At 68.2% G+C, this 24,681-nt stretch carries 21 protein-coding genes; 7 read left to right on the top strand and 14 right to left on the bottom strand.

The window, feature by feature from the left end:
- Positions 1 to 493: 493 nt before the first annotated feature.
- The 4 genes from murU to cysG form a co-directional block, all read right to left on the bottom strand.
- Positions 494 to 1,198: an N-acetylmuramate alpha-1-phosphate uridylyltransferase MurU gene (gene murU, locus VFE83_RS15205; protein ID WP_324907637.1), complete on the bottom strand. Its 705-nt coding sequence runs from the start codon at positions 1,196 to 1,198 to the stop codon at positions 494 to 496.
- A gap of 22 nt (positions 1,199 to 1,220) precedes the next feature.
- Positions 1,221 to 2,237 (bottom strand): aminoglycoside phosphotransferase family protein, encoded by a 1,017-nt coding sequence (locus VFE83_RS15210; RefSeq protein ID WP_324907709.1) that lies wholly within the window; start codon positions 2,235 to 2,237, stop codon positions 1,221 to 1,223.
- A 179-nt stretch (positions 2,238 to 2,416) separates the two neighbouring features.
- Positions 2,417 to 3,394 (bottom strand): cysteine synthase A, encoded by a 978-nt coding sequence (gene cysK, locus VFE83_RS15215; protein ID WP_324907639.1) that lies wholly within the window; start codon positions 3,392 to 3,394, stop codon positions 2,417 to 2,419.
- Between the two features lie 123 nt (positions 3,395 to 3,517).
- Complete coding sequence (cysG, locus tag VFE83_RS15220; RefSeq protein ID WP_324907641.1) at positions 3,518 to 4,942, bottom strand: siroheme synthase CysG; 1,425 nt, start codon at positions 4,940 to 4,942, stop codon at positions 3,518 to 3,520.
- 266 nt (positions 4,943 to 5,208) lie between these two features.
- Between cysG and VFE83_RS15225 the strand changes: the two genes are divergently transcribed.
- The 3 genes from VFE83_RS15225 to VFE83_RS15235 all read left to right on the top strand — a co-directional run bounded on the left by VFE83_RS15225 (position 5,209) and on the right by VFE83_RS15235 (position 6,889).
- On the top strand, positions 5,209 to 6,192 hold the full coding sequence (locus tag VFE83_RS15225) for a LysR family transcriptional regulator (RefSeq protein WP_324907643.1): 984 nt from the start codon (positions 5,209 to 5,211) through the stop codon (positions 6,190 to 6,192).
- A 37-nt stretch (positions 6,193 to 6,229) separates the two neighbouring features.
- Positions 6,230 to 6,610, top strand: coding sequence for a tautomerase family protein (locus tag VFE83_RS15230; protein ID WP_324907646.1), 381 nt, complete (start codon positions 6,230 to 6,232; stop codon positions 6,608 to 6,610).
- 84 nt (positions 6,611 to 6,694) lie between these two features.
- On the top strand, positions 6,695 to 6,889 hold the full coding sequence (locus tag VFE83_RS15235) for a hypothetical protein (RefSeq protein WP_324907648.1): 195 nt from the start codon (positions 6,695 to 6,697) through the stop codon (positions 6,887 to 6,889).
- A gap of 27 nt (positions 6,890 to 6,916) precedes the next feature.
- Here the strand turns inward: VFE83_RS15235 and VFE83_RS15240 are convergent, their stop codons facing one another.
- The 3 genes from VFE83_RS15240 to VFE83_RS15250 form a co-directional block, all read right to left on the bottom strand.
- Entirely contained in the window at positions 6,917 to 7,657 is a 741-nt protein-coding gene (locus VFE83_RS15240) for a phosphoadenylyl-sulfate reductase (protein WP_324907650.1), read from the bottom strand.
- On the bottom strand, positions 7,654 to 9,381 hold the full coding sequence (gene cysI / locus VFE83_RS15245) for an assimilatory sulfite reductase (NADPH) hemoprotein subunit (protein WP_324907652.1): 1,728 nt from the start codon (positions 9,379 to 9,381) through the stop codon (positions 7,654 to 7,656). The genes VFE83_RS15240 and cysI overlap by 4 nt, the downstream gene beginning before the upstream one ends.
- A 262-nt stretch (positions 9,382 to 9,643) precedes the next feature.
- Positions 9,644 to 11,461, bottom strand: coding sequence for an assimilatory sulfite reductase (NADPH) flavoprotein subunit (locus VFE83_RS15250; protein ID WP_324907654.1), 1,818 nt, complete (start codon positions 11,459 to 11,461; stop codon positions 9,644 to 9,646).
- A gap of 194 nt (positions 11,462 to 11,655) precedes the next feature.
- On the opposite strand from VFE83_RS15250, the gene cysD reads away from it, so the two are divergent.
- Together cysD and cysN are read left to right on the top strand one after the other, a co-directional pair.
- Positions 11,656 to 12,567, top strand: coding sequence for a sulfate adenylyltransferase subunit CysD (cysD, locus tag VFE83_RS15255; RefSeq protein ID WP_324907656.1), 912 nt, complete (start codon positions 11,656 to 11,658; stop codon positions 12,565 to 12,567).
- 77 nt (positions 12,568 to 12,644) lie between these two features.
- Positions 12,645 to 14,579: a sulfate adenylyltransferase subunit CysN gene (gene cysN, locus VFE83_RS15260; RefSeq protein ID WP_324907658.1), complete on the top strand. Its 1,935-nt coding sequence runs from the start codon at positions 12,645 to 12,647 to the stop codon at positions 14,577 to 14,579.
- A gap of 1,703 nt (positions 14,580 to 16,282) precedes the next feature.
- Here cysN and VFE83_RS15265 read toward each other — a convergent pair.
- Complete coding sequence (locus tag VFE83_RS15265; protein WP_324907660.1) at positions 16,283 to 17,776, bottom strand: M20 family metallopeptidase; 1,494 nt, start codon at positions 17,774 to 17,776, stop codon at positions 16,283 to 16,285.
- Between the two features lie 233 nt (positions 17,777 to 18,009).
- Here VFE83_RS15265 and VFE83_RS15270 point away from each other — a divergent pair, with 233 nt between their 5' ends.
- Entirely contained in the window at positions 18,010 to 18,405 is a 396-nt protein-coding gene (locus VFE83_RS15270; RefSeq protein WP_414674758.1) for a ComEA family DNA-binding protein, read from the top strand.
- A 125-nt stretch (positions 18,406 to 18,530) separates the two neighbouring features.
- Positions 18,531 to 19,163 (top strand): HutD family protein, encoded by a 633-nt coding sequence (locus tag VFE83_RS15275; protein ID WP_324907664.1) that lies wholly within the window; start codon positions 18,531 to 18,533, stop codon positions 19,161 to 19,163.
- Here the strand turns inward: VFE83_RS15275 and VFE83_RS15280 are convergent.
- The 6 genes from VFE83_RS15280 to VFE83_RS15305 form a co-directional block, all read right to left on the bottom strand.
- A complete protein-coding gene (locus tag VFE83_RS15280; RefSeq protein ID WP_324907666.1) occupies positions 19,157 to 20,803 on the bottom strand; it encodes a sulfite reductase flavoprotein subunit alpha in 1,647 nt (548 codons plus the stop codon). The two genes, VFE83_RS15275 and VFE83_RS15280, sit on opposite strands and share 7 nt — an antisense overlap.
- Positions 20,800 to 21,765, bottom strand: a complete 966-nt coding sequence (locus VFE83_RS15285; protein ID WP_414674764.1) for an FAD:protein FMN transferase — start codon at positions 21,763 to 21,765, stop codon at positions 20,800 to 20,802. Before VFE83_RS15285 ends, VFE83_RS15280 begins: the two co-directional genes overlap by 4 nt.
- A gap of 117 nt (positions 21,766 to 21,882) precedes the next feature.
- The gene (locus tag VFE83_RS15290) at positions 21,883 to 22,692 is read right to left on the bottom strand and encodes a DUF4198 domain-containing protein (protein ID WP_324907670.1); all 810 of its coding nucleotides are present in this window, start codon (positions 22,690 to 22,692) and stop codon (positions 21,883 to 21,885) included.
- Between the two features lie 104 nt (positions 22,693 to 22,796).
- Positions 22,797 to 23,306: a DUF2271 domain-containing protein gene (locus VFE83_RS15295; RefSeq protein ID WP_324907672.1), complete on the bottom strand. Its 510-nt coding sequence runs from the start codon at positions 23,304 to 23,306 to the stop codon at positions 22,797 to 22,799.
- 20 nt (positions 23,307 to 23,326) lie between these two features.
- Complete coding sequence (locus VFE83_RS15300; RefSeq protein WP_324907674.1) at positions 23,327 to 23,971, bottom strand: PepSY-associated TM helix domain-containing protein; 645 nt, start codon at positions 23,969 to 23,971, stop codon at positions 23,327 to 23,329.
- A 7-nt stretch (positions 23,972 to 23,978) separates the two neighbouring features.
- A complete protein-coding gene (locus tag VFE83_RS15305; RefSeq protein WP_324907676.1) occupies positions 23,979 to 24,665 on the bottom strand; it encodes a Fe2+-dependent dioxygenase in 687 nt (228 codons plus the stop codon).
- Positions 24,666 to 24,681 lie beyond the last annotated feature (16 nt).

The raw sequence follows: 24,681 nt of genomic DNA on the forward strand, positions 1-24,681 counted from the left end.
CGCGAAGGCGGGACGCGACGGTGCCTCGAACTTGCCGGAGCGTTGTTGTTGCTCGTCATTCCCGCGAAGGCGGGAATCCAAGGACGTTTCACGCTTACGCAATGACGCGGGAAGCCACATGCCGTTCGTCACTCCCGCGAAGGCGGGACGCGACGGTGCCTCGAACTTGCCGGAAGCGTTGTTGTTGCTCGTCATTCCCGCGAAGGCGGGAATCCAAGGACTTTTCACGCTTACGCAATGACGCGGGAAGCCACATGCCGTTCGTCATTCCCGCGAAGGCGGGACGCGACGGTGCCTCGAACTTCACCAGAAGCGTTGCTGCTGCTCGTCATTCCCGCGCAGGCGGGAATCCAACTTCGACTGCATCATCCCCTCCGCTGCATCGGTTAATCGCGACTTGGGCCGTGTCTGCGCGTCCCGACCCTCACCCCAACCCCTCTCCCGGGGGAGAGGGGCTCGAAGCACGGGACGGGACTCGTAGTAGGGGGAGGGACTAAATTGCTTCGGCGAGTTCCTGCTCCAGTTTCGCCAGCCGTTCAGGCGTGCCCACGTCGGTCCAGCGGCCGCGGTGATGTTCCCCGGTGATACGCCCTTCGGCCATGTGCGCGCGCAGGATCGGCGCGAGGCGAAAACGTGGTGGAGCTTCGTCCGCACCGGCATCACTGCTGTGCGCGCGCCATCCATCGAGTAACTGCGGCCGATATACTCCGATGCCGGAGTACGTGAGGCGATACGCGCCTTCACTGCGGACAAAGCCTTCGTGATCCAGTGCGAAATCGCCCTGAGTCGCCTGCGGCGGCCGATCGACCATCACCAGATGGGCAAAGCCCGAAGGTTCGCCCGGCAACCGCCCAAAGTCGTAATCCGTCCAGATGTCGCCGTTGACCAGCAGGAAGGGCTCGTCGCCCAGCAGCGGCAGCGCATGCAGCATGCCGCCGCCGGTTTCCAGCGGCGTGCCGCCTTCGTAGGACCAGTGCAGCGACAGGCCCCAGCGCGAGCCGTCGCCGAGCGTCTTCGGGAACTGCTCCGCCAGCCAGCTGGTGTTGATGACCACGTCGCGCACGCCGATCGCCGCGAGCTTCTCCAGGTGCCACTCGATCAGCCGCTTTCCGCCGGCTTCGAGCAGCGGCTTGGGCGTGTGGTTTGTGAGCGGCCGCATGCGTTCGCCGAGGCCGGCGGCAAAGATCAGCGCTTTCAAGCAGGGCTCCGGTGCGTGAGGTTCAAGGCGACGGCAGTGGCATGCGTTCCATCGCGGGGCGGATGCGCACGTCCAGCACCTCGCGCAGCGGATCGAGCTCGCGGTAGCGCGGCAGCACTTCGTCGAGATAGGTGATGAAGCGCGGTGCGTCCGGCAGGTAGCGGCTCTTGCCGTCGCGGTAGTGCAGGCGCGCGAAGATGCCCAGGATCTTCAGGTGCCGCTGCACGCCGAGCCAGTCGGCGTCGCGGCGGAACTCTGGCAGGTGCGGCACCGGGATACGCGCCTGCAGCGCACGCGCGTGGTAGCGCGCCAGCCATTCGTCCACGCGTTCGATCGGCCAGCTCAAAAACGCGTCCTTGAACAGGCTCACGGGGTCGTACGCGACCGGACCGACCACGCAGTCCTGGAAGTCGAGCACAGCCGGGCCGTCGTCGACCGGCATCAGGTTGCGCGGCATGAAATCGCGATGGGTGACCACGCGCGCCTGCTGCAGCGCGTTGTCCATCAGCAGGCCCTGCGCTTCTTCCAGCCGCTGCAGATCGTCGGCATCGAGTTCCAGGCCGAGATGGCGTCGCAGGAACCAGTCCTCGAACAATCCGGCGTCGCGCTGCAGCAGCGCATGGCCGAACTCGCCCATACCCAGCGGCGGCTGGATCTTCTGCAGGCGCAACAGCTGTTTGATGGCCGCGTCGAACTGCGCGTCGGCGTTGTCGGCATCGATGACCTGCGCCAGCGTCGGCCCGCCCAGGTCTTCCATCAGCACGAAGCCGTTCGCGGTGTCCTCCATCAGGACCTGCGGCACGCGCACGCCGCCGCTGGCGAGCAGGGCGCGCATGCGCAGCCACGGGCGCACGTCTTCGAGTTCGGGCGGCGAGTCCATGACGATGCGGCTGCCGTCGCCGACCTGCGCGCGCCAGTAGCTGCGGTAGCCCGCGTCCACCGATGCGCGCTGCAGTTCAAGCTCCTTCACGTCGGTGGCGTTGCGCGCCCAGGCCAGGCGCGCGTTGGCGCGCTCCTCCGCCGCGGCGGCATCGGGCAGGGACGTGGCAACGGTGGGTCCGGGCACAGCGCTCATGCATTCTCCGTGCGGCATCGGCCGCAGGCGCACAGGGTAGCGGGCCGGCGCGTGACGGGGAATGCAAGAACGGAGGAAGGGCGCAGACACGCGAAGGGCCGGCCCACGCAGGCCGGCGCCGTGTCAGCGGCGTGAGGCCGACATCAGGCGGCGACGGCTTCCTTGTCCAGCGACGCCAGCCATTCGTCGTCCGAACCCTCGGCCACGCCTTCGAACAGGAACGTCGACAGATAGCGCTCGCCGGTGTCCGGCAATACCGCCAGCAGCACCGAACCTTCTGGCGCCTGTTCGGCCACCTTCAATGCAGCCGCCACGGTCGCGCCTGCGGAAATGCCGACGAACAGGCCTTCCTCGGCAGCAAGGCGGCGTGCGGTGTCGCGCGCCAGCACCTCGTCCACCGGCAGCACTTCGTCGGCGATGGTGCGGCTGAGCACCGCCGGCAGGAAGTCCGGCGTCCAGCCCTGGATCTTGTGCGGCTGCCACTCCTTGCCCGACAGCAACGCGGCGCCCGCCGGTTCGCTGGCGATGATGCGCAGGTCGGGGCGCGCCAGCTTCAGCACTTCGCCGGCACCGGTGATGGTGCCGCCCGTGCCCCAGCCGCTGACGAAGTAATCCAGGCGCTTGCCGGCGAAGTCGCGCAGGATTTCCGGACCGGTGGTGCTGCGGTGATAGGCTGGATTGGCCTCGTTCTCGAACTGGCGCGCGAGGAACCAGCCGTGCTTCTCCGCCAATTCCTTCGCCCGGCGCACCATGCCCGTGCCGCGCTCGGCGGCCGGCGTCAGGATCACCTTGGCGCCGTAGGCGCGCATCAGCTTGCGGCGTTCGATGGAGAACGTTTCCGTCATCACCGCGACGAAGGGATATCCGCGTGCGGCGGCGACCATCGCCAGTGCGATGCCGGTGTTGCCCGACGTCGCTTCCACGATGGTCTGGCCCGGCTTGAGCAGGCCCCTGCGCTCGGCATCGAGCACGATGGCCAGTGCGAGGCGGTCCTTGACCGAGCCGCCGGGGTTGAACGACTCCACCTTCGCGTACAGCGTCACGTGCTTCGGCGCGATGCGATGCAGCTTGACGATGGGCGTGCTGCCGATGGTGTCGAGGATGTTGTCGTAGATGGCCATGGGGTCTTTCCTTCTCTGGGTTCCGGGTGCCGATCCTGTTGGACACGGATGTATCGGCCGAAGCCGGTCAAATCGCGTGGTGCCCGGCTATGCGTTCGTTCATGAAATCGTATTCGTGATGCGTCAGGCCGCCTCCGCGATGTCCTGTGACGCGCCCAGCGGTGCATCGCCGAACCAGTGCAGCGTTCCGGCCAGCGCGGCGACTTCGCCGACGATGAGCAGCGCGGGCGACTGCACGTCGTGCTGCCGCGCGTGTTCAGCCAGCTGGTCCAGCGTCCCGGTGATGACGCGCTGGTTCGCGCGCGAGCCGTTCTCGACGATCGCGAACGGCGTGGATGCACCGCGACCGTGCGCAACCAACTGCGAAGCCAGTTCGCCCAGTCCCGCCACGCCCATGTACACCACGAGCGTCTGTCGTTCCTGCGCCAGCGCGGCCCAGTCCAGGCTGGTCAGCGAATCCTTGTGGTGCGCGGTGACCAGGCGGACGGACTGCGCATGTTCGCGATGGGTGAGCGGCACGCCCGAATAGGCGGCGCACGCCAGCGCGGCGGTGATGCCAGGCACGACTTCGTAATCGATGCCGTGCGCACGCAGCACTTCGAGCTCCTCGCCGCCGCGGCCGAACACGAACGGATCGCCGCCCTTCAGTCGCACCACGCGCTTGCCTTCGTGCGCGTGCTGCAGCATCAACGCATGGATCTGCTCCTGCGTCGCGTGATGGTTGCCGGCCTGCTTGCCGACCTCGATGCGCTGCGCGTCGCGGCGCACCAGCTGCAGCACCTCATCGCTGACCAGGCGGTCGTGCAGCACCACGTCCGCCTCGTTCAGCACGCGCAGGCCGCGCAGCGTCAGCAGGCCGGGGTCGCCGGGGCCCGCGCCGACCAGTGCGACCGAGCCGCGCACGTCGAACGCGGGTTGGTTGAGTGCGCTGGCGAGTTCGCGCTCGGCGGCCAGGTGCCGACGCTGCCGCAGCAGGCGCGGGATCGGACCATCCAGCAGGCGCTCGAAGAAGCGACGCCGCTGCGACAGTTGCGGATGGCGCGCACGGATGCGCGCGCGCTCGCGGCCGAGCAGTTCGGCCAGTTCGCCCAGCGATTCGTCGAACTGCGTTTCCAGTCGCTCGCGCACGTGACGCGCGAGCATTGGCGCGGCGCCGCTGCTGGAAATCGCAATCTGCAGCGGACCGCGGTCGACGCGCGCGGGAATCTGCACGCTGGACGCCTGCGCGTCGTCGACCACGTTGACCCACACGCGTCGCGCGTCGCCGGCCTCGGCCACGGCGCGATTGACTGCCTCGTCGTCGGTGGCGGCGATGACCAGCCATGCGCCATCAAGCCAATGCGGCTGGAACTCGCCACGCAGGTGTTCGATGCGCGCCTGGTCCACCAACGCGGCCAATTCCGCATTCAGCACGGGCGCGCCCACGCGCACCACGGCGCCAGCGTCGAGCAGGGCAGTGGCCCTGCGCAGCGCCACCGTCCCGCCGCCCACCACCAGCACGGCGCGGTCGCGCAGGTCGGCGAAAACGGGAAACAGTGGGCTGGCCATGGCGTCGATGCCGGGACGAGGGGGGCGATATCGTGGACGCTACCCACCCGGTTCCTCGCGCGGAAATGACGCAGGCGTCTGGCGTCATACCCATTCGGAATGATCGCCGCGCGTGCTGGACAGCGCGGGCCGGGCGGGGTAGTTTTCTTCCATCCCTTTATTCGTATCGAGCGATATATGAACGCGGTGAGCTGTCGACGGCCGTCCCGACCGACCTCCGCCCGCCTGCGCGGGCCCGCCCCGACCTCGCCTCCGTTCGCTTCGACATGACCCTTACCCAGCTCCGCTACCTCGTCGCCATCGCCGACTCCGGCCTCAACATCACGCTGGCCGCCGAGCGCGTGCACGCCACCCAGCCCGGCCTGTCCAAGCAGCTCAAGCAGCTGGAGGACGAACTGGGCTTCCAGCTGTTCACGCGCAAGGGCCGCAGCCTGGAATCGATCGCGCCAGCGGGCGAGCGCGTGCTGATGCACGCGCGCCGCATCCTCGAGGAAGCGGGCAACATCCGCGCCTACGCCGCCAACGAACGTGGCCAGCACAGCGGTCAGCTGGTGCTCGCGACCACGCACACGCAGGCGCGCTTCGTGCTGCCGGACGTGATCGCCGCGGTGAAGCGCGAGTTCCCGCAGGTCAGCATGCACCTGCAGGCGGCGGCCGATGGCGAGGTGCTGGAACAGCTCGCGCGCGGCGAAGCCGACCTGGCCGTCATCAGCACCGCCGGTGGCGAACCCGAAGGCGGCGTGGCCGTGCCGCTGTACCGCTGGCGCCGCGTAGTGCTGGTGCCGCGCACGCATCCGCTGGCCAGGCTGCAGCGCGCACCGACGCTGGCCGAGCTCGCCGAGCATCCGCTGGTCAGCTACGAGTCCTCGCACAAGCCCGAATCGTCGCTGCGCCGCACCTTCGTCACCGCAGGCCTGGAACCGCAACTGGCGATGACCGCCCGCGACGCCGACCTGATCAAGACCTACGTGCGCGCGGGACTCGGCGTGGGCGTGCTGGCCGAGATGGCCGTGGGTGCGCGCGACGACGACCTGCGCGCATTGCCCGCACCCGATGCGTTGCCCGAATGCGTGACCTGGGCGGTGATCCCGCGTGCGCGCGTGCTGCGCGAGTACGCGTTGGCGCTGCTGCATGGCGTCGCGCCGCAGCTGGATCGGCGCGACCTGAGGCGCGTGCTCGAAGGCAACCTCGAACCGCACTGGCCGAAGGCGCCGAGCTGGCGCGAACTGAGCCAGCCGATCACGACCTGACGGCCGCCCGGCCGAACGTAAACACGGAGCATTCGTCATGCCCCTCGTCACGTTGACCGTCCGCAAACCCAAGCCGGTGGAGTTCAAGACGACGGTACTCGACGCCGTGCACGGCGCGCTGGTGGCGTCCGGCGTGCCCGAAACGGACCGCTTCCAGCGTGTGTTCGAGCTGGATGCGGACGACTTCCGCTACGACGGCACCTATCCCGACGCGGCCTCGCCGCGCGGCGACGACTTCGTGCTGATCGAGATCCTGTGGTCGGTCGGCCGCAGCGTGAAGGTCAAGAAGAAGCTGCTGGCCGATCTGATGGAACGCCTGTCACGCGCGGGGCTGGACCCCGAACACGTGATGGTGGCCTTCAAGGAAACGACCTGGGAGAACTGGTCGTTTGCGGGCGGGCGGCTGATCCACACCTGAGCCGTCCGATGCGCCTCACGTCCGTCGCCGTCATCCCGGCGAAGGCCGGGATCCATCTTGATTGGATGGCAATGCGACGCGCGAATGGATTCCAGCTTTCGCTGGAATGACGGCGAGTGTCTGTGTGCACCGGCGTGCTGGACAAGCATGCATGGCGAATACCTCAGTGCCGCACTCATCGCCAGTCGCACCGTCATCCCGGCGGAAGCCGGGATCCATTTTGATTTTGATGACACGAACGCGCAAAGCGCGAATGGATTCCAGCTTTCGCTGGAATGACGATAGACGCTGTGACTCACGCCTGGCTCACGCCGCATTCGGCTCGCTGTCGAAGTGCAGGCCGCACTCACGCTTGAGGCCGAAAAAACGCGTGTCTTCCTCGTTCATGCCGGGCTGCAGCGGACGCGTGGTGTGCACGTCGCCGATGGAGACATAGCCTTGGTGCCACAGCGGGTGATAGGGCAGGTCGTGCTGCTGCAGGTACTGCCAGACTTCGCGATCGCTCCAGTCCGCGATGGGGTGCAGCTTCCAGCGGCCGTCGCGCAGTTCCAGGAAGTCGATGTTGGCGCGCGAGCGCGTCTGGCTGCGGCGCAGGCCGGCGATCCACGTGCGCACGCCCAGGTCGGCCAGCGCGCGCTGCATCGGTTCGACCTTGCGCATGCGGTTGTAGCGCTCGATGCCTTCCAGCCCGTTCTCCCACAGCCGCCCCATGCGCGCTTCCATCCAGGCGATGCCGATCTGCGGGCGATACACCTTCAGGTTCAACTGCAGGCGCTCGGTGAGGTCGTCGATGAAGCGGTAGGTTTCCGGGAACAGATAACCGGTGTCGATGAGGATCACCGGAAGGTCGTTGCGCTGGCGCGTGACCAGGTGCAGCGACACCGCGGCCTGCGCGCCGAAGCTGGACGACAGTGCGTGTTCGCCTGCGGTGTGTTCCAGCGCCCAGGCCACGCGCTCCTCCGCGCTGCGCTGCGCGAGCCAGGCATTGAGCTCGGCCAGCGCGCGCGGCGACTCGGCGGCGGTGACGGGATCGGGCAGGGTGCTCATGCTGCTTTCTCGGTGGGCGTGGGTGCGTACAGGTGGATGGGAATGCCCGGCTTCGGCGCGACGATGTCCTGCCGCACCAGGAAGTCGCCGAAGCCTTCGTCGGCGATGCGTTCGGCCGCATAGCGGGCAAGCAGTGGATCCAGCGCGGCGAGGATCTCGCTCTCGACCACGTTCTCGCGGTACAGCGTGTTGAGGCGCTGGCCACGGTGGTCGGCGCCGAGCATCAGGTTGTATCGGCCCGGGGCCTTGCCGACCAGCGCGATCTCGCCCAGGTACGGGCGCGAGCATCCGTTCGGGCAGCCGCTGATGCGCAGGTGGATCGGCGCATCGGCGATGCCATGGCGAGCCAGCAGCGATTCGACCTGACCGAGGAAATCCGGCAGGTAGCGCTCGGCTTCGGCCATCGCCAGGCCGCAGGTGGGCAGGGCGACGCAGGCCAATGCATTACGGCGCAACGGACTGGCCTGCTCGTGGCCTTCGAGCCCGTACTGCGCCACCAGCGCGTCGACCTGCGCGCGCAGCAGCGGCGGAATGCCGGCGATGGTCAGGTTCTGGTTGGGCGTGAGGCGGAAGCGCACTTCGTCGTCGCCGCTCTCGTGCAGCACGCGCGCGATCTCGCGCAGGCCGCTGAGGTGCGCCACGCCGTCACGGTCCCAAATGCGACCGGAGAGGATGCGCAGCGTCAGGTGCGCGCGGCCGTCGTCGCCCTCGATCCAGCCGAAGCGGTCGCCGTTGTGCACGAAGCCGAACGGACGCGCCGGAGAGAGAGGGAAACCGGCGCGCCGTTCGACTTCCTGCCTGAACCAGTCCAGACCGCCGTCGTCGATGGTGTACTTCAGCCGCGCGCGCTTACGCAGCACGCGATTGCCGAAGTCGCGCTGCGTGGTCACCACGGCGGTGGCCACCGCGGTCAGCTGCGCCGGCGTGACGAAGCCCAGCACGTCGGCAAGGCGCGGGTAGGTCTCCGGGTCGCCATGCGTGGCGCCCATTCCGCCGCCGACCGTGACGTTGTAGCCGACCACTGCACCATCCTCGACGATGGCGATGAGGCCCAGGTCCTGCGCGAACACGTCCACGTCGTTGTACGGCGGTATCGCAAAGCCGATCTTGAACTTGCGCGGCAGATAGGTCTCGCCATAGACCGGCTCGTCCTCGCTGCCGCTGCCGGCGACGCGCTCCTCGTCCAGCCAGATCTCGTAATAGGCGCGGGTGTTGGGCAGCAGGTGTTCCGACAGCGCGGCCGCGTCGGCCCACACCGAGGCGTGCGCGGACGACTGCTGCGGATTGGCGGCCACCGCGACGTTGCGGTTGACGTCGCCGCACGCGGCCAGCGTATCGATCAGCGCCGCGTTGATGGCCTGCATGGTGGCCTTCAGTTCGGTCTTGATGACGCCGTGGAACTGGAACGCCTGGCGCGTGGTGATGCGCAGGCCGCGTTCGGCGTAACGCGTGGCGACGTCGTCCAGCTGCAGCCACTGCTTCGGCGTGACCACGCCACCCGGCGTGCGCGTGCGGATCATGAATGCGTAGGCGGGCTCGAGCTTCTGCTGGCGGCGCTCCTCGCGGATGTCGCGGTCGTCCTGCTGGTAGCTGCCGTGGTACTTGATCAGCGTCTGGTCGTCCTCGCCCAGCGCGCCGGTGACGGGGTTGGCCAGCGACTCCAGCAGCGTGCCGCGCAGGCGCGCGCTGCGCTGCTTGATGTCCTCGACGGAGTGGGCGCTCATGCGGTGGTCTCCGCCGGGCCAATCCCCCTGTATCCCCCTTTTCCAAAGGGGGAAGAAGCGAAAGACAGCGGGCTGGCAAAGAGGGAAGAAGCGAAAGACAGCGGACTGGCAAAGAGGGAAGAAGCGAAAGACAGCGTATTGGCAGAGGGGGAGAAAGCGAAAGAACGCGCGCTGACAGGGGATGAAGAAACAATGGGCGTCGCGCTGTTCTCCCTCCTTTGGAAAAGAAGGGCCGGGGAGGATTCGAGCCGGTGGTCACGCATCAGTACACGTCCCGCGCGTAGCGCCCCTGCTGCTGCAGGGTATTGAGGTAGTCGTTGGCGTCGTCGGCCGACTTGCCGCCGTGCTGGGCGATGACGGCGAGCAGCGCGGCGTGCACGTCCTTGGCCATGCGCGTGGCGTCGCCGCAGACGTACAGGTGCGCGCCGTTCTCCAGCCAGTCGTACAGGTCGCGCCCGTTGTGCTGGATGCGGTGCTGCACGTACACCTTCTGCTGCTGGTCGCGCGAGAACGCCAGGTCCAGGCGGTGCAGCACGCCGTCCTTCAGCGCCTGCTGCCATTCCACCTGGTAGAGGAAGTCGCTGCGGAAATGCGGATTGCCGAACAGCAGCCAGTTGCGCCCGCCCGCGCCGATCGCTGCGCGTTCCTGCACGAAACCGCGGAACGGCGCGACGCCCGTGCCCGGGCCGATCATGATCACGTCGCGGCTGGTGTCCGCAGGCAGGCGGAAGCGCTCGTTGTGTTCGATGAACACGCGCAGGCGTGCGCCTTCCTCGCTAGCGGCCAGCTGGTGCGAGGCCGCGCCCCAGCGCGGGCCGTGGCCGTTGTCGTACTCCACGTGCGCCACGGTGAGGTGCGTTTCGTCGCCGACTTCCTTCTGGCTGGACGCGATGGAATACAGGCGCGGCACGAGTGGACGCAGCGCCGCCACGATCTCCTCGGGCGACCAGCCCGCCGGGTACTGTTGCAGCAGGTCGATGACCTGCGCGTCTTCCAGCAGTCGCGTGAAGCCTTCGGCCTGGTCCGGCGCGAGCAGGCGGTTGAGCGCCTCGCTGCCGGCATGCGCCGCGTGCTGCGCCACGAACGGGCGCGCCAGGCGCGTGATCTCCCGCTTTTCCGACAGCCACTGCCGCAGCGGCAGGCTCTGTCCTGCGTGGGTCACGGACGCATCGCCGTCGAGTTCCAGCGCCGACAGCACCGCATCGACCAGCGCCGGCGGATTCACCGGCCACAGGCCCAGCGCGTCGCCGGGTTCGTAATGCAGCCCGGAACCTTCCAGCGACAGTTCGACGTGGCGGATGTCCTTGCTGCTCCCGCGTGCGGTGATGCGCTGGTTGAGCAGCACCTCGGCCGCGAAGGGCGCATCGCGATGGTGTGCCGGCGCGGCGGGAACCGGTCGCAGCGGTGTGACGGTGGCCAGCGGCGCGGACGGCTTCAGCGTCTCCTTCGCCTTCGCCACGGCCTGTTCCAGCCACGGTGTGGACACCGTCTCGATATCCAGGTCGGCATCGCCGCGCGCGAACAGTCGCGTGGCGCCCAGTTCGGCCAGGCGCTCGTCGAGGCGGCGCCCGATCGCGCAGAACTGCGGGTAGCTGGAATCGCCCAGTGCCAGAACGGCGTAACGCAGCTGCTTCAGTTCGGGTGCGCGCTTGCCGGCGATGAACTCGACCAGGCCGCGCGCGTCGTCCGGCGGATCGCCGTCGCCCTGCGTGCTGATGACCACGTACAGCGCACGCTCGTCCTTCAGCTCGCGGGTGGGATACGCGTCGGCGCGCAGCAGGCGCGCATGGACGCCGGCGGTTTCGGCCTGGCGCGCCAGCTGTTCGGCCAGGCGCCTGGCGTTGCCGGTCTGGCTGCCGTACACGATGGTGAGGCGTCCCGCCGCCTGGGCCTCGGTCGCGGGCGCTGGAACCGTTTGCACGGCAGCGCTGGAGCGGCTGGCGAGACCGGCGGCGTAGCCCGACAGCCACCACAGACCGTTCGCGTCCAGGCCGTCGGTGACGCGCGAAAGCGCCACCAGCCGCTCCTGCGTGAGTGGAGTGGCAAGCGCGGCCGGAACGTTGGGGAGGGAAGCCGACATCGGTGGTGGACTGGGCGGCGGGAACCGTTGCAGGCTAGGCCCCGCGCGTTGCCATATGAAAGGAAGCACGGTTATGCGCTCATGCCCGGGGCTTATTTCCGGGCGCAGGCCCCGCCGTTCCTACAATGTGCCCCGATGTCGCAGGCGCCCTTTGCCGAAGGCATTCAACCGCGGTTCCGCCAGATCAAGACCAGATGAGCCTGCCCGTCGACCTGAGCCACCTCGATCGCCTCGAAGCCGAGAGCATCCACATCCTGCGCGAGGTCGCCGCGGAGTTCCGCCATCCGGTGATGCTGTATTCAATCGGCAAGGACAGCTCGGTCCTGCTGCACCTGCTGCTCAAGGCCTTCCATCCGGCACGTCCGCCGATCCCGCTGCTGCACGTGGACACCGGCTGGAAGTTCCGCGAAATGATCGCCTTCCGCGACCGCCGCGCCGCCGAAACCGGCGTCGAGCTGCGCGTGCACACCAACGCCGATGGCGTGGCGCAGGGCATCGGTCCGATCTCGCACGGCGCCACCGTGCACACCGACGTGATGAAGACGCAGGCGCTGAAGCAGGCGCTGGATCGCCATGGCTTCGACGCGGCCATCGGCGGCGCGCGCCGCGACGAGGAGAAGTCCCGCGCGAAGGAACGCATCTTCTCGTTCCGCAACGCGCAGCACCGCTGGGATCCCAGGAGCCAGCGGCCCGAGTTGTGGAGCCTGTACAACACGCGCATCCACAAGGGCGAGTCGGTGCGCGTGTTCCCGCTGTCCAACTGGACCGAGCTGGACGTGTGGCTGTACATCTACCGCGAGAACATCCCGGTGCCGTCGCTGTACTTCGCCGCCCCGCGTCCCGTGGTGGAGCGCGACGGCGCGCTGATCATGGTGGACGACGAGCGTCTGCCACTCGCGCCGGGCGAATCGCCGCAGCTGCGACAGGTGCGCTTCCGCACGCTGGGCTGCTATCCGCTCACCGGCGCGATCGAATCCGACGCCGACACGCTGGAGAAGATCATCGCGGAGATGCTGGTGGCCACCACGTCCGAACGGCAGGGCCGCGTGATCGACCACGACCCGTCGGCTTCGATGGAGAAGAAGAAGCAGGAGGGGTATTTCTGATGAGCGTGATGAAGCCGGGACTCGGGACCCGGGACTCGGGACTCGGGGAAAGGCAAGCCTCCGGGCCCGCGGGCTCGATGGGCAACGGGTCCGGACATACCGCCGCGGCTGCGCCCACGTCCCGCGAGTCCCGAGTCCCGAGTCCCGAGTCCCGCCATGTAGCCGCCTACCTCGCCCAGCACGAAACCAAAAGCCTGCTGCGCTTCATCACCTGCGGCAGCGTGGACGATGGCAAGAGCACGCTGATCGGGCGGCTGCTGTTCGAAACGCGCGCGTTGTTCGCCGACCAGTTGTCGGCGCTGGAATCCGACAGCCGTCGCCACGGCACGCAGGGCGAGGCGATCGACTACGCGCTGCTGCTCGACGGCCTGTCCGCCGAACGCGAGCAGGGCATCACCATCGACGTGGCGTACCGGTTCTTCAGCACCGGCAAGCGCAAGTTCATCGTCGCCGACTGCCCGGGGCACGAGCAGTACACGCGCAACATGGCCACCGGCGCATCCACGGCCGATGTCGCCGTGGTCCTGGTGGATGCGCGCAAGGGCCTGCTGCCGCAGACGCGCCGGCACAGCTACATCGTCTCGCTGCTTGGCATCCGCCACGTGCTGCTGGCGGTGAACAAGATGGACCTCGTCGGGTACGACTTCGCGGTATTCGACCAGATCGTCGAAGGCTACCGCGCGCTCGCCGCGCAGCTCGGCATTGCGAACGTGCAGGCGGTGCCGCTGTCGGCCTTGCAGGGCGACAACCTGCTGCAGCGTTCCGCCAACACGCCGTGGTACGACGGCCCCAGCGTGCTTGAGTACCTGGAGACCGTGGACGCCACGCGCAGCGGAGCCGATGTCGGCTTCCGCCTGCCGGTGCAGTGGGTCAATCGTCCGAACCAGGATTTCCGCGGCTTCGCGGGCACCGTCGCCGCCGGTTCGATCCGTTCGGGCGACGAGGTGGTCGCGCTGCCGTCGGGCCGGCGCTCGGTGGTCGAGCGCATCGTTACCGCCGACGGCGACCTGGAAGGCGCGCGCGAAGGCCAGGCGATCACGCTGACGCTGCGCGACGAACTGGACGTCAGCCGTGGCGACGTCATCGCCGACGCGCACCGCCCGCCGCAGGTCGCCGACCAGTTCGCCGCGCACGTGCTGTGGATGGGCGAGCAGCCGCTGCTGCCGGGCCGGCCGTACTGGCTGAAGATCGGCACGCGCACCGTCAGCGCCAGTGTCACCGAGATCAAGCACAAGACCGACGTGAACACCCAGGAGGCCCTGGCCGCCAAGCACCTGGAGCTCAACGAGGTCGGCTTCTGCAATCTCTACCTCGACCAGGCGGTGGCGTTCGAGGCGTATGCCGACAACCGCGCGCTGGGCGGCTTCATCCTGATCGACCGGCAGACCAACGCGACGGTCGCCGCGGGCACGCTGGAATTCGCGTTGCGCCGCGCCGGCAACATCCACTGGCAGCACCTGGACGTCGACAAGGCGGCGCGTGCGCGCATCAAGGGACAGACGCCGCGCGTGCTGTGGTTCACCGGCCTGTCAGGCTCGGGCAAGTCGACCATCGCCAACCTGGTGGACAAGCGGCTGCATGCGCTGGGCTACCACACCTTCATCCTCGACGGCGACAACGTGCGCCACGGCCTCAACAAGGACCTGGGCTTCACCGACGAGGACCGCGTGGAGAACATCCGCCGCGTGGCCGAAGTCGCGAAGCTGATGAGCGACGCCGGACTGATCGTGCTGGTGAGCTTCATCTCGCCGTTCCGTGCCGAGCGCCGCATGGCGCGCGAACTGTTCGCGCCGGGCGAGTTCGTCGAGGTCTTCGTCGACACGCCCCTGGCCGTGGCCGAACAGCGCGACGTGAAGGGTCTCTACGCCAAGGCGCGTGCCGGCCAGCTGCGCAACTTCACCGGCATCGACTCGCCCTACGAAGTGCCGGAAGCGGCGGAGCTACAACTGGAAACCGTCGGCGACACGGCCGAGGCACTGGCGCAGAAGGTGATCGATTACCTGCTGGGGTAGGGGCGTGCAGTTGCCCGGTTGGGTGCCGGCGACCTTTGCGCATCGTGAGTCCGCGTCACCGTCATCAAGAAGGCGGACTGTGGGCCTTGCCTCATCGTCATCCCGGCGAAAGCCGGGATCCATTTTGATTTTCCCGGCGTGCAGGCAATTGCAAAGAGCAAATGGATTCCAGCTTTCGCTGGAATGACGGCGAAGATCCTCGGGCGCTCACCACGACGTGTGGAGGTCCGTCTAAGTTCTTCGTACATCGCTCCGCACATCCGTGCTCCTTGCCATCGCGCCCCATCACCGTCATCCCGGCGAAAGCCGGGATCCATTTTGATTTTCCATTCGCGTAGGCACGTCTGAAGAGCAGATGGATTCCAGCTTTCGCTGGAATGACGGCAAGGATCCTCGGGCGCTCACCACGACGTGTGGAAGTCCGTCTAAGTTCTCCGTACATCGCTCCGCACATCCGTGCTCCTTGCCATATCGCACCCATCATCGTCATCCCGGCGAAAGCCGGGATCCATTTTGATTTTCCCGGCGTGCAGGCAATTGCGAAGAGCAAATGGACTCCAGCTTTCGCTGGAATGACGGCGAAGATCCTCGGGCGCTCACCACGACGTGTGGAGGTCCGTCTAAGTTCTTCGTACATCGCTCCGCACATCCGTGCTCCTTGCCAGCCGGGATCCATTTTGATTTTCCATTCGCGTAGGCACGCCTGAAGAGTAGATGGATTCCAGCTTTCGCTGGAATGACGGTCCGGTGGCTGGGAGTCACTCGGGCTGCGTGGGGCGCATGCGTAAGTTTCTGCGCCTGGTCATCGTGCTTAGCTTCGCCATCGAGCACGCCCAAGTTTTCGCGTACAGGAGAAGGGAGCCAGGCACGCGAGCCCCTCTCCCACCGGGAGAGGGGTTGGGGTGAGGGCCGGCGGGACGGAAGCGTCGATATCGGCGGTGCTCCGCGCATCGGCATTTCTGTACTGCCGCTACGTTCCCCCTCATCCGCCCTACGGGCACCTTCTCCCGAGGGGAGAAGGGATGGCGCCCGTGAGCACGGCGATGCCTTCGCGCAGGCAACGCGATGCCCTCGCGCAGACACGGAGGTGGGTTCGAGCACGCATTCAAGTGCCGTCGCACAGGCACACGAGCGGGTTCGCGCGAGCATCCCGATGCCCTTGCACAGGCACCCGAGCGGGTTCGCGCGAGCATCCCGATGCCCTCGCACAGGCACACGGCTGGGTTCGCGCAGGCATCCCGATGCCCTCGCGCAGGCACCCGAGTGGGTTCGAGCAGGCACCCCGATGCCCTCGCGCAGGCACCCGAGCGGGTTCGCGCGAGCATCCCGATATCCTCGCCCAGGCACCCGAGCGGGTTCGAGCAGGCACCCCGATGCCCTCGCGCAGGCACCCAAGCGGGTTCGAGCAGGCACCCCGATGCCCTCGCGCAGGCACCGAGGTGGGTTCGAGCAGGCACCCCGATGCCCTCGCGCAGGCACCGAGGTGGGTTCGCGCAGGCACTCCGACGCCCTCGCGCAGGCATCCGGGTGGGTTCGCGCAGGCATCCCGATGCCCGCGCGCAGGCACCGAGATGGGTTCGCACGCGTACTGCGATGCCCTCGCGCACCCGCTCCTGCGCTCATCCCGTCGTACGGCGCCGGACAGGCGCCAAAAGAAAACCCCGCCGAAGCGGGGTTTTCCAGGCATGAGGAACGCAGCAGCGTCAGCAGCAGCCATGCCCGCCGTGGCGGTCGCCGCTGTCCGGGGCGACGGCGGCGCCCATGGTTTCGCCGCGCTGGCTGGCGTGATGGTGCTCGGCGATCACACGCGACACCGATGCGGTCACGCGCTTGCCCATCGGGATGTGCAGGAACTCGTTGGGGCCGTGCGCGTTGCTGTGCGGGCCCAGCACGCCGGTGATCATGAACTGTGCGCCGGGGAACTTCTCGCCCAGCATGCCCATGAACGGGATCGAGCCGCCTTCGCCCATGTACATGGCCGGGGCGCCGAAGAAATCGCGGCTGGCCGAATCGATCGCCCTGGTCAGCCACGGCGACTGCGCCGGGGCGTTCCAGCCGGTGGAGGACTTCTCCAGGTCCAGCGTGACCCTGGCGCCGTTGGGCGGGTCGCGGGTGAGCACGTCCTTGAGCAGTTCGCCGGCCTTCTTGCCGTCCAGCGTGGGCGGCAGGCGCAGCGACAGCTTCACCGAGGTGTGCGGGCGCAGGACGTTGCCGGCCGACGCCAGCGGCGGCATGCCGTCCACGCCGGTGACCGACAGCGCCGGACGCCAGGTGCGGTTGAGCACCAGCTCCGCCAGGTCATCGGCCATGGGCTTCATGCCGGGGAGGAACGGGAACTTGTCGAACACCGCCGTGTCCAGCACCTTCGCCGCCTGGCGCGCCTGCTCCAGTCGTTCTGCCGGGATGTCCACGAACAGGCCCTCGACGCGCACCTTGCCGGTGTTCTCGTCCTCCAGGCGCGACAGCAACTGGCGCAGCAGGCGGAAGCTCGACGGCACGATGCCCGACGCATCGCCCGAGTGCACGCCTTCCTCCAGCACCTTCACCGTGAAGTTGCCGCCGGCCAGGCCGCGCAGCGAGGTGGTGCACCACAGTTGTTCGTAGTTGCCGCAGCCCGAATCCAGGCAGACCACCAGCGACGGCTTGCCGATGCGCCCGGCCAGGTGGTCCACGTAGGCGGGCAGGTCGTAGCTGCCGGACTCCTCGCAGGCTTCGATCAGGATCACGCAGCGCGCATGCGGCAGCTTCTGCTCCTGAAGCGCCAGCACGGCGGTCAGCGATCCGAAGATCGCGTAGCCGTCATCCGCGCCGCCGCGGCCGTACAGGCGGTCGCCCTTGATCACCGGATTCCACGGGCCGAACTCCGGGTCCCAGCCGGTCATCTCCGGCTGCTTGTCCAGATGGCCGTACAGCAGCACGCAGTCGTCGTTGCTGCCGCCGTTGGCGGCCGGGATCTCGATGAAGATCAGCGGCGTGCGGCCTTCCAGGCGCACCACCTCGACCTGCATGCCCGGGATGGGCTGCTTCCTGGCCCAGGACTCCATCAGGCGGACCGCGTCGTCCATGTAGCCGTGCTTGACCCAGTCGGCGTCGAACATCGGCGACTTGTTGGGGATGCGGATGTACTCGACGAGCTGGGGAACGATCTCGTCGTCCCATTTGTCGCCGACGTACCGGTCGACCTTGCTGGTGTCCATGGCGCGGAAAGCCTCATTGCGGGGAACGGCAAGTTTACGCCCCCGGCCGTGGCCGACCGATGCGGCACCGGGCGGAACGCCGATGGCGAGGCCGCCATCGCACCTCGGAGTTGGCTTACCGGCGCCCGCGGAATGCTCCGTCGGCACGTGGGGATGAACGGCGATCCGTGGCGCGGCAGCCGGTTGCCGACACTGCCTCGCCGCCTGCCGCGAAGGCGCGGAGGGCGGAACGGATGCCACCCATCAACCATACGGAGATCACCATGAAACCCACCCGCCTCATCGCCCGCGCCCTGCTGCCGTTGCTGCTGCTGGCCGGCACGGCCTTCGCCGCGGAGAAGGTGAACATCAACACCGCCGACGCGGCCACGCTGGACCGTGTGCTGCTCAACGTGGGCCCGTCGAAGGCCGAGGCGATCGTCGCCTACCGCAAGGCCAACGGTCCGTTCAAGACGGCCGAGCAGCTGGCCCAGGTGAAGGGCATCGGCCTGAAGACGGTCGAGAAGAACATCGACCGCATCGTCGTCGGCGGCGGCGCGTCGGCCGCCAAGCCAGCCACTGCCGGGAAACCCGGTGCCGCACCGGCCAGGCCGGCCACGGCGCAGAAGCCGGCACCGGCCCGACACTGACTCCCTCCATCGCGACCCACACGGCCCGGCGCACTGCGACCGGGCCGTTTCGTTTCTGCGGACCGTTACCGCGTGCGCGTCGATGCGCTCGCTAGACTGTGCGGCGTCGGGTTGACGGTGGTGCGATGGACATCGAACAGGGCAGCCGGTCGTGGGTGATCCCGGCCAACGAATACCGCCGCGAACGCTGGCGCAACCAGCTTGGCTGGACGCGCGAGATCCTCGCCGCGCGCATGCCCGGCGCGGCACCGGATGCGCCCTGGGACTGGCGCCTGTCCATCGCCGAGATCGAGCGCGATTCGGCGTTTTCCTCCTTCCCCGGCATCGACCGCGAACTGGTGCTGCTGTCCGGCAACGGCGTGCGCCTGCGCTTCGACGACGGCGAAGTGCACGAACTGCTGCCGCCGCACGACCGCCTGCGCTTCGCCGGCGAGCGCACCGTCACCGGCGAACTGATCGACGGCCCCACGCACGACTTCAACCTGATGTGGCGCCGTGAACGCGTGCGCACCGCGCTGTGGCATCGCCCGCTCGTGGGGCCGATGGTCGTGTTCGTCGAGCCGGGCACGCTGTGGGTCGCGCACCTGATGGCGGGGCAGGCGACGTTCGCCGACGATTCCGGCCTGCCGCCGCTGGCTGCCGGCGATACGGCGTTCTTCGCCGCCGGTTCGCAGCGCCTTCGCCATGTCATCGACGGCGGTGGCGAACTGCTGCTGATCCGGATCGAGCCCCTGGAGCAGGCCGAACAGGCTCAGTAGACGTCGCGGCAGTAGCGGCCTTCGGCGGCCATCGCTTCCAGCGCGCCCAGGCCGACCGCTTCACGCAGGACTTCGTCCACGGCCGGTGCCATGCCGGCGAGGCTGCCGCAGACGTAGACCGCGGCGCCGCTGGCGATCCATTCGCGCAGGCGGGGGAGTTCGCCGCGAAGCGTGTCCTGCACGTAGGTGCGTTGCGTCGTGTCGCGCGAGAAGGCGAGGTCCAGACGTTGCAGGAAGCCGTCGCGCAGCCATGCGTCGAGATCGCTGCCGAAGTGGAAGTCGTGTTCGCGCTGGCGTTCGCCGAACACCAGCCAGTTGCGGCGATGGCCTGCGGCGATGCGTGCCTTGAGCAGGGCACGCAATCCGGCGATGCCGGTGCCGTTGCCGACCAGCACCATCGGGCGGTCGTCCTGCGGCGGATGGAATCCGGGATTGCGGCGGATGCGCAGATCGATGCCGCCACCGACCGACGCGTGCGACGTCAGCCAGCCGCTGCCGCTGCCCAGTCGGCCGTCGGCGTGGCACATCTGGCGCACCAGCAATTGCAGGCTGCCGTCGGACGGCAGCGAGGCGATGGAGTACTCGCGATGCGGCAGCGGCTGCAGTGCGTCGGCGACGGCCTGCGGCGACTGGCCCTGCACGGTGGCGGCATCGGGCAGCCGCGAACGCTGCAGCAGTTGCGCCAGCTCCAGCGTCTCGTCGTCGACGGTGACGCGTGCGGTGCCGTCGAGCTGCGCGACTTCCAGCCACGCGTCGATGTCCACGTGTGCATGGCGCGGACCGATCTCGGCGATGTCGCCGGCCTGCCACTGCAAGTCGCGCGGATCCACCGGCGCCAAGGCGAGGTGGTAGGCGCGGCCGCCGAGGCTGCCCGGATTGAGCCAGCGTCGCTCCACCAGGCGCCACGGCCGGTAGGCGGGCGCGCTCCAGTCGGCGAACTCGACGTGGCCGGCCAACTGGCCCAGATGATGCTGCCAATGACGCAAAGCACCGGCGTCGCCGGCATCGACATCGATGCGGTCGAACAGCGGCCGCGCACCGTTGTGATGCAGCCACTGGTCCAGCCGCCGGCCGAAGCCACAGAACTGGTCGTACGCGCGGTCGCCCAACGCCAGTACCGCGTACTGCAGCCCGTCCAGCGACAGCTGCGTGCCGAGCATGTGGCGGGTGAAGGCGAGCACGTGGTCCGGCGGATCGCCTTCTCCGGTGGTACTGGCGATGAACAGTGCGCGGCGGTGCGTGCGCAGCCGCTGCGCATCCACCCGATGCAAGGGCAGCACGTGCACGTCCAAGCCCGCGTCGCGCAGCGCCTGCGCGGTGCGTTCGGCCAGTTGCTGTGCGAAACCGGTCTGGCTCGCCCAGCCCAGCAGCACCGAGTCGGCGTCCGGTTCCGTGCTGTCTTCGAGTTGCGGAACGGCCTGCCCGCGTGCCGAGCGATACGTCGCCACGCACAGGCCGACGAACGCCAGCACGACCACGATGGCCAGCACCCAGCTGCCCGCGCGCGGTGACGCCATCCACCATGGATCGGCCTGCCAGCGGGCGAAGGCGAGCGCGGATACGAGCAGCAGCGCGAGCACGCCGCCGTTGCCGAGCCACGGCTTCCAGTTGGCTTCGCGAAGGGCGGGTCGCGTGCTCATGCCGCCAGCAGGACCTCGAACGCCGGCGTCATGCGCTCATCGATGGAACCATCGGCACGCACGTCGACAAAACGCGCGGCAAGGCCGTGTTCGACCGCGAACGCGTGGCCTGCGTGCATGCCCAGCACGGTGAGCGCCGTCGCCCAGCCATCGGCATGCATCGCATCGCGCGCGGCCACGGTGACGGCCACCGGTGCGTTTTCCACCGGACGACCGCTGCGCGGATCGAGCGTATGACTGAACTCCCGATCCTGCTCGAAGCGGCGATGCCAGCGGTCGCCGGACGTCGCCACCGCCAGGCCGTCGAGTGCGAGCACGCGCGGTTCGTTCGCATCTTCCTCGTCGCCCTGCCAGCCCTCGACGACGACGCGCCAGGGCGAGCCGTCGGGCTTGTGGCCGAAACCGTAGAGTTCGCCGCCGACCTCGACCAGCGCGCTGTCGATGCCGAGCCTGCGCAGTTCGCCCGCCACCGCATCGACGGCATGGCCCTTGGCAATGGCGCACAGGTCCAGCTGCACGCGGCCGGGCTGCAGCACGCGCTGTTGTGACGCATCGACTACCACGCGGGTCCAGCCGACGCGTTCGTGCGCGGCCTCGCGCGCGGCGAGTTCCAGACAACGCGCGCTGGGGCCGAAACCCCACGCGTCGACCAGCGGACCGACGGTCGGGTCGTATGCGCCACCGCTGGTGCGGGCGATGTCCAGCGCGCAGGAAAGCACGGTCCAGAACGCGTCCGGCAACACATGCCACGTGCCCGCTGGCGCAGCGTTGTAGCGGCTGATGTCCGAACCCGTTTCCCAGTTGCTCATCTGCGCGACGACGCGGTCGAGTTGCGCCTGGATCGCGGCATGCAGCACGTGCAGGTCGTTGCGCCGCGCAGTGACCAGCTTCACCGACCACGTCGTGCCCATGGTCGCGCCACCCAGGATGTCGATGTGGGCGCGCGTCGTGTCGCTGTGCATCGCGGGCAGGTTCATCGGTGCACACCGCATGGCGGAACGTCGCAGACGACAGGCATCGCTCCCTCATGCCGAGGGAGCGAAGGCGCGGAACCTTGCACGGACATCAAAGCGCGACCGTTACTGCGGCAGCACTTCCAGCGTCGCGACGTATGCCAGGCGACGCTGCCTGGCCTGCGGCACGCTGGTCTTGTCGTCCTGCGTGGTGGCTTCCAGCCAGTACATGCCGGCTTCCGGCCAGGTCACGATGAACTCGCCCTGCGCGTCGGTCTTCACCTTCACCTCGTCCTGCGCGTTGCGGTAACGGGTGCCGCCGCGCACGACTTCCACGTCCAGGCCGGCGGCCGGCTTGCCGTCGATCTGCAGGCGGAACTTCGCCGGCTCGCCCGCGAACAGGTCGTTGGGATGCGTCAGCGGCACCATCTCCAGGCCCTGGCCGCTCGGCTTGAGCGCGGTCTCGTTGGGCGAGCCGTTGGTGACGAAGGTCTCCACGCGCATCACCGACTGCGAGACCTGCAGGTTCTTCGCGTTCTTCGGCACCTCGGTGGCGAAGGCGGCCGGCGTACCGCGCCAGCGCTTGAGCTGGCCGTTCTCTTCCCACTGGCCGATCACCGACTGGTTGACCACGCCGATGCGGTAGGTGCCGGACTGCTTGAGTTCGACGTCGAACACCGAGCGGTACTTGCCCGTCGCGCTGTTCTGCGGCGCGACCTGGCTGCCATCGGGAGCCGTGATCGCCAGGCTGTCCAGGCGCAGCGGCACATGGTTGAAATAGAACAGGTCGTTGGACACGGCCGCGTCCACCGTCACCCACGGGTTGTTGCCGGCCAGCACCGTCTGCGACGGCTGCAGCCAGGCCTTGTGCGCCTGCGCGGCGAAGGGCAGGGAGAGGGCGAGTGTGAGTGCGGCGAACTTGAGCGAGGACTTCATTTGGACACTCCGTATGAATGACGTTCGGTGTCTTTGTAGGAGCCAGCTTGCTGGCGACAGGCCAGCGCACCGGTCGCCAGCAAGCTGGCTCCTACGGAGATGGGTCAGGGCTTGCTCGCCAGCGTCACCAGGCCGAGCTCGCTGCTGCCCTGCGCCTGGCCATTGCTGGCGCCGCGCCACTTGAAGGGAATCTTCAGCAGTTCGCGGCCGCCGACTTCGCGCGCGGCCTCCACCACCAGCGTGTAATCGCCGGCGGGCAGCTTGCCAAGTTCCGGATGCTTGTCGGTGAACTGCACCGCGTGCTTGCCGACCGGACGCGTCGGTCCGGTCACGCCGTCCACCGGCACCTGCAGCGTGCGTCCGCTGCGCCGCCACCACTGGCGCAGGTCAGGCAGCCACTTGGTGCCGTGGCCTTCGGCCGTGGACTTCTGCTGGTACCACACGGCGAGGTTGGCCGCGGCCTTCTGGTCGGGGCCTTCCACCCAGATCGCCACGTACGGGCGGTGGTACTCGGCGACGTTGAGCTGCGGAATCTGCACGTCGACGTTGATCTCGGCCGAGTACGCCGGCAGCGCGAGCAGTCCGCTCAGCGCGATGGTCAGTTGGACGCGCATGGAAACTCCGTGGTTCGTGGTCAATGGATGAAAAGAAGCGCGAGCAGCAGCGGTATCACCAGGCCTAGCGCGACGTACGGCCAGGTCATGCGCCGCTGGCGCGCGTGCATCTGCAGCAGGAACAGGCCGGTCACGCAGAACACCAGGCAAGCCAGAGCGAACACGTCGATGAACCAGCGCCACGCAGCGCCGGCATTGCGGCCCTTGTGCAGGTCGTTGAGATACGCAATGGCGCCACGTGTGGTGCGCTCGTATTCCACCGCGCCGCTCGCGCGGTCGATGCTCAGCCATGCATCGCCACCGGGACGCGGCAACGAAAGGTAGACCTCTTCCGGCGACCATTCCGCGTTCTGCCGGCCGATCGACACGGGCAGCACGTCGCTCAGCCAGTCGCCGACGGTCGCGGGCAGCGGCGCGTTGCCTTCCTCGCGATCGCCCAGCGCACGCAGCACCGAGGCGGGCATCTCGACCTTGCGCGAAAGCGTCTGCGGCTTGGCTTCGATGGCGGCGGAGTGATTGAGCGTGATGCCGGTGACGGTGAACAGCAGCATGCCGATCAGGCAGATCGCCGAGCTGATCCAGTGCCAGGAATGCAGCGTGCGCAGCCAGAAGCCGCGACGCTGCTGCCGGGCGGCCAGATCCTGTGAGGGCGGGGACGGACTCACGTACGGCTCAGGTGTCGGCCCAGCGCCGCAGCAGGTTGTGGTAGACGCCGGTCAGCTGCACCAGCGCCGGATGCTCGGGCACGTCCTGCGTGAGGCGACGGATCGACGTGTCCAGTTCGAACATCAGCCGGCGTTGCGCGTCCTCGCGCAGCAGGCTCTGGATCCAGAAGAACGAGGCGAGCCGCTCGCCGCGCGTGACCGGCGTGACGCGATGCAGGCTGGTGCCGGGATACAGCACCATGTCGCCGGCCTGCAGCTTCACGCGCTGCATGCCGTAGGTGTCCTCGATCATCAGCTCGCCGCCGTCGTAGTCCTCGGGTGCATTGAGGAACAGCGTCGCCGACAGGTCCGTGCGGACCGGCTCGGCGCCGCCCTGGCTGCGGTCATAGCGGATCGCATTATCGACATGGAAGCCGAACGACTGCCCGCCGCTGTAACGGTTGAACAGCGGCGGGTAGATGCGCTGCGGCAACGCCGCGGAAAAGAACGTGGCGTTGCGTGCCAGCGCTTCCAGGATGATGCCGCCCAGTTCACGCGCCACCGGATCGTTTTCCGGCAGCTGCGCGTTGTCCTTGGCCTGTGCCGACTGGTAACCGGCGGTGATGCGTCCGTCCGCCCAGGCGCCATGCGCCAGGCGATCGCGGAAGTACGCAACCTGTTCGGCGCTCAGGACCTGCGGGATCGGCAGCAGCATGATCGTCTTTCCTCAA

This window comes from Lysobacter sp. (genome assembly GCF_035655815.1).
Lineage (GTDB): Bacteria > Pseudomonadota > Gammaproteobacteria > Xanthomonadales > Xanthomonadaceae > Lysobacter_J.

Coding starts and splice junctions, on each gene's coding strand:
- VFE83_RS15225 (WP_324907643.1), top strand. CDS start 5,209: ATGACCCTTACCCAGCTCCGCTACCTCGTCGCCATCGCCGACTCCGGC.
- cysG (WP_324907641.1), bottom strand. CDS start 4,942: ATGGCCAGCCCACTGTTTCCCGTTTTCGCCGACCTGCGCGACCGCGCC.
- VFE83_RS15290 (WP_324907670.1), bottom strand. CDS start 22,692: ATGAAGTCCTCGCTCAAGTTCGCCGCACTCACACTCGCCCTCTCCCTG.
- cysK (WP_324907639.1), bottom strand. CDS start 3,394: ATGGCCATCTACGACAACATCCTCGACACCATCGGCAGCACGCCCATC.
- VFE83_RS15250 (WP_324907654.1), bottom strand. CDS start 11,461: ATGTCGGCTTCCCTCCCCAACGTTCCGGCCGCGCTTGCCACTCCACTC.
- VFE83_RS15280 (WP_324907666.1), bottom strand. CDS start 20,803: ATGAGCACGCGACCCGCCCTTCGCGAAGCCAACTGGAAGCCGTGGCTC.
- cysD (WP_324907656.1), top strand. CDS start 11,656: ATGAGCCTGCCCGTCGACCTGAGCCACCTCGATCGCCTCGAAGCCGAG.
- VFE83_RS15295 (WP_324907672.1), bottom strand. CDS start 23,306: ATGCGCGTCCAACTGACCATCGCGCTGAGCGGACTGCTCGCGCTGCCG.
- VFE83_RS15240 (WP_324907650.1), bottom strand. CDS start 7,657: ATGAGCACCCTGCCCGATCCCGTCACCGCCGCCGAGTCGCCGCGCGCG.
- VFE83_RS15270 (WP_414674758.1), top strand. CDS start 18,010: ATGCCACCCATCAACCATACGGAGATCACCATGAAACCCACCCGCCTC.
- cysN (WP_324907658.1), top strand. CDS start 12,645: ATGGGCAACGGGTCCGGACATACCGCCGCGGCTGCGCCCACGTCCCGC.
- VFE83_RS15265 (WP_324907660.1), bottom strand. CDS start 17,776: ATGGACACCAGCAAGGTCGACCGGTACGTCGGCGACAAATGGGACGAC.
- cysI (WP_324907652.1), bottom strand. CDS start 9,381: ATGAGCGCCCACTCCGTCGAGGACATCAAGCAGCGCAGCGCGCGCCTG.
- VFE83_RS15275 (WP_324907664.1), top strand. CDS start 18,531: ATGGACATCGAACAGGGCAGCCGGTCGTGGGTGATCCCGGCCAACGAA.
- VFE83_RS15285 (WP_414674764.1), bottom strand. CDS start 21,765: ATGCACAGCGACACGACGCGCGCCCACATCGACATCCTGGGTGGCGCG.
- VFE83_RS15230 (WP_324907646.1), top strand. CDS start 6,230: ATGCCCCTCGTCACGTTGACCGTCCGCAAACCCAAGCCGGTGGAGTTC.
- VFE83_RS15235 (WP_324907648.1), top strand. CDS start 6,695: ATGGATTCCAGCTTTCGCTGGAATGACGGCGAGTGTCTGTGTGCACCG.
- VFE83_RS15305 (WP_324907676.1), bottom strand. CDS start 24,665: ATGCTGCTGCCGATCCCGCAGGTCCTGAGCGCCGAACAGGTTGCGTAC.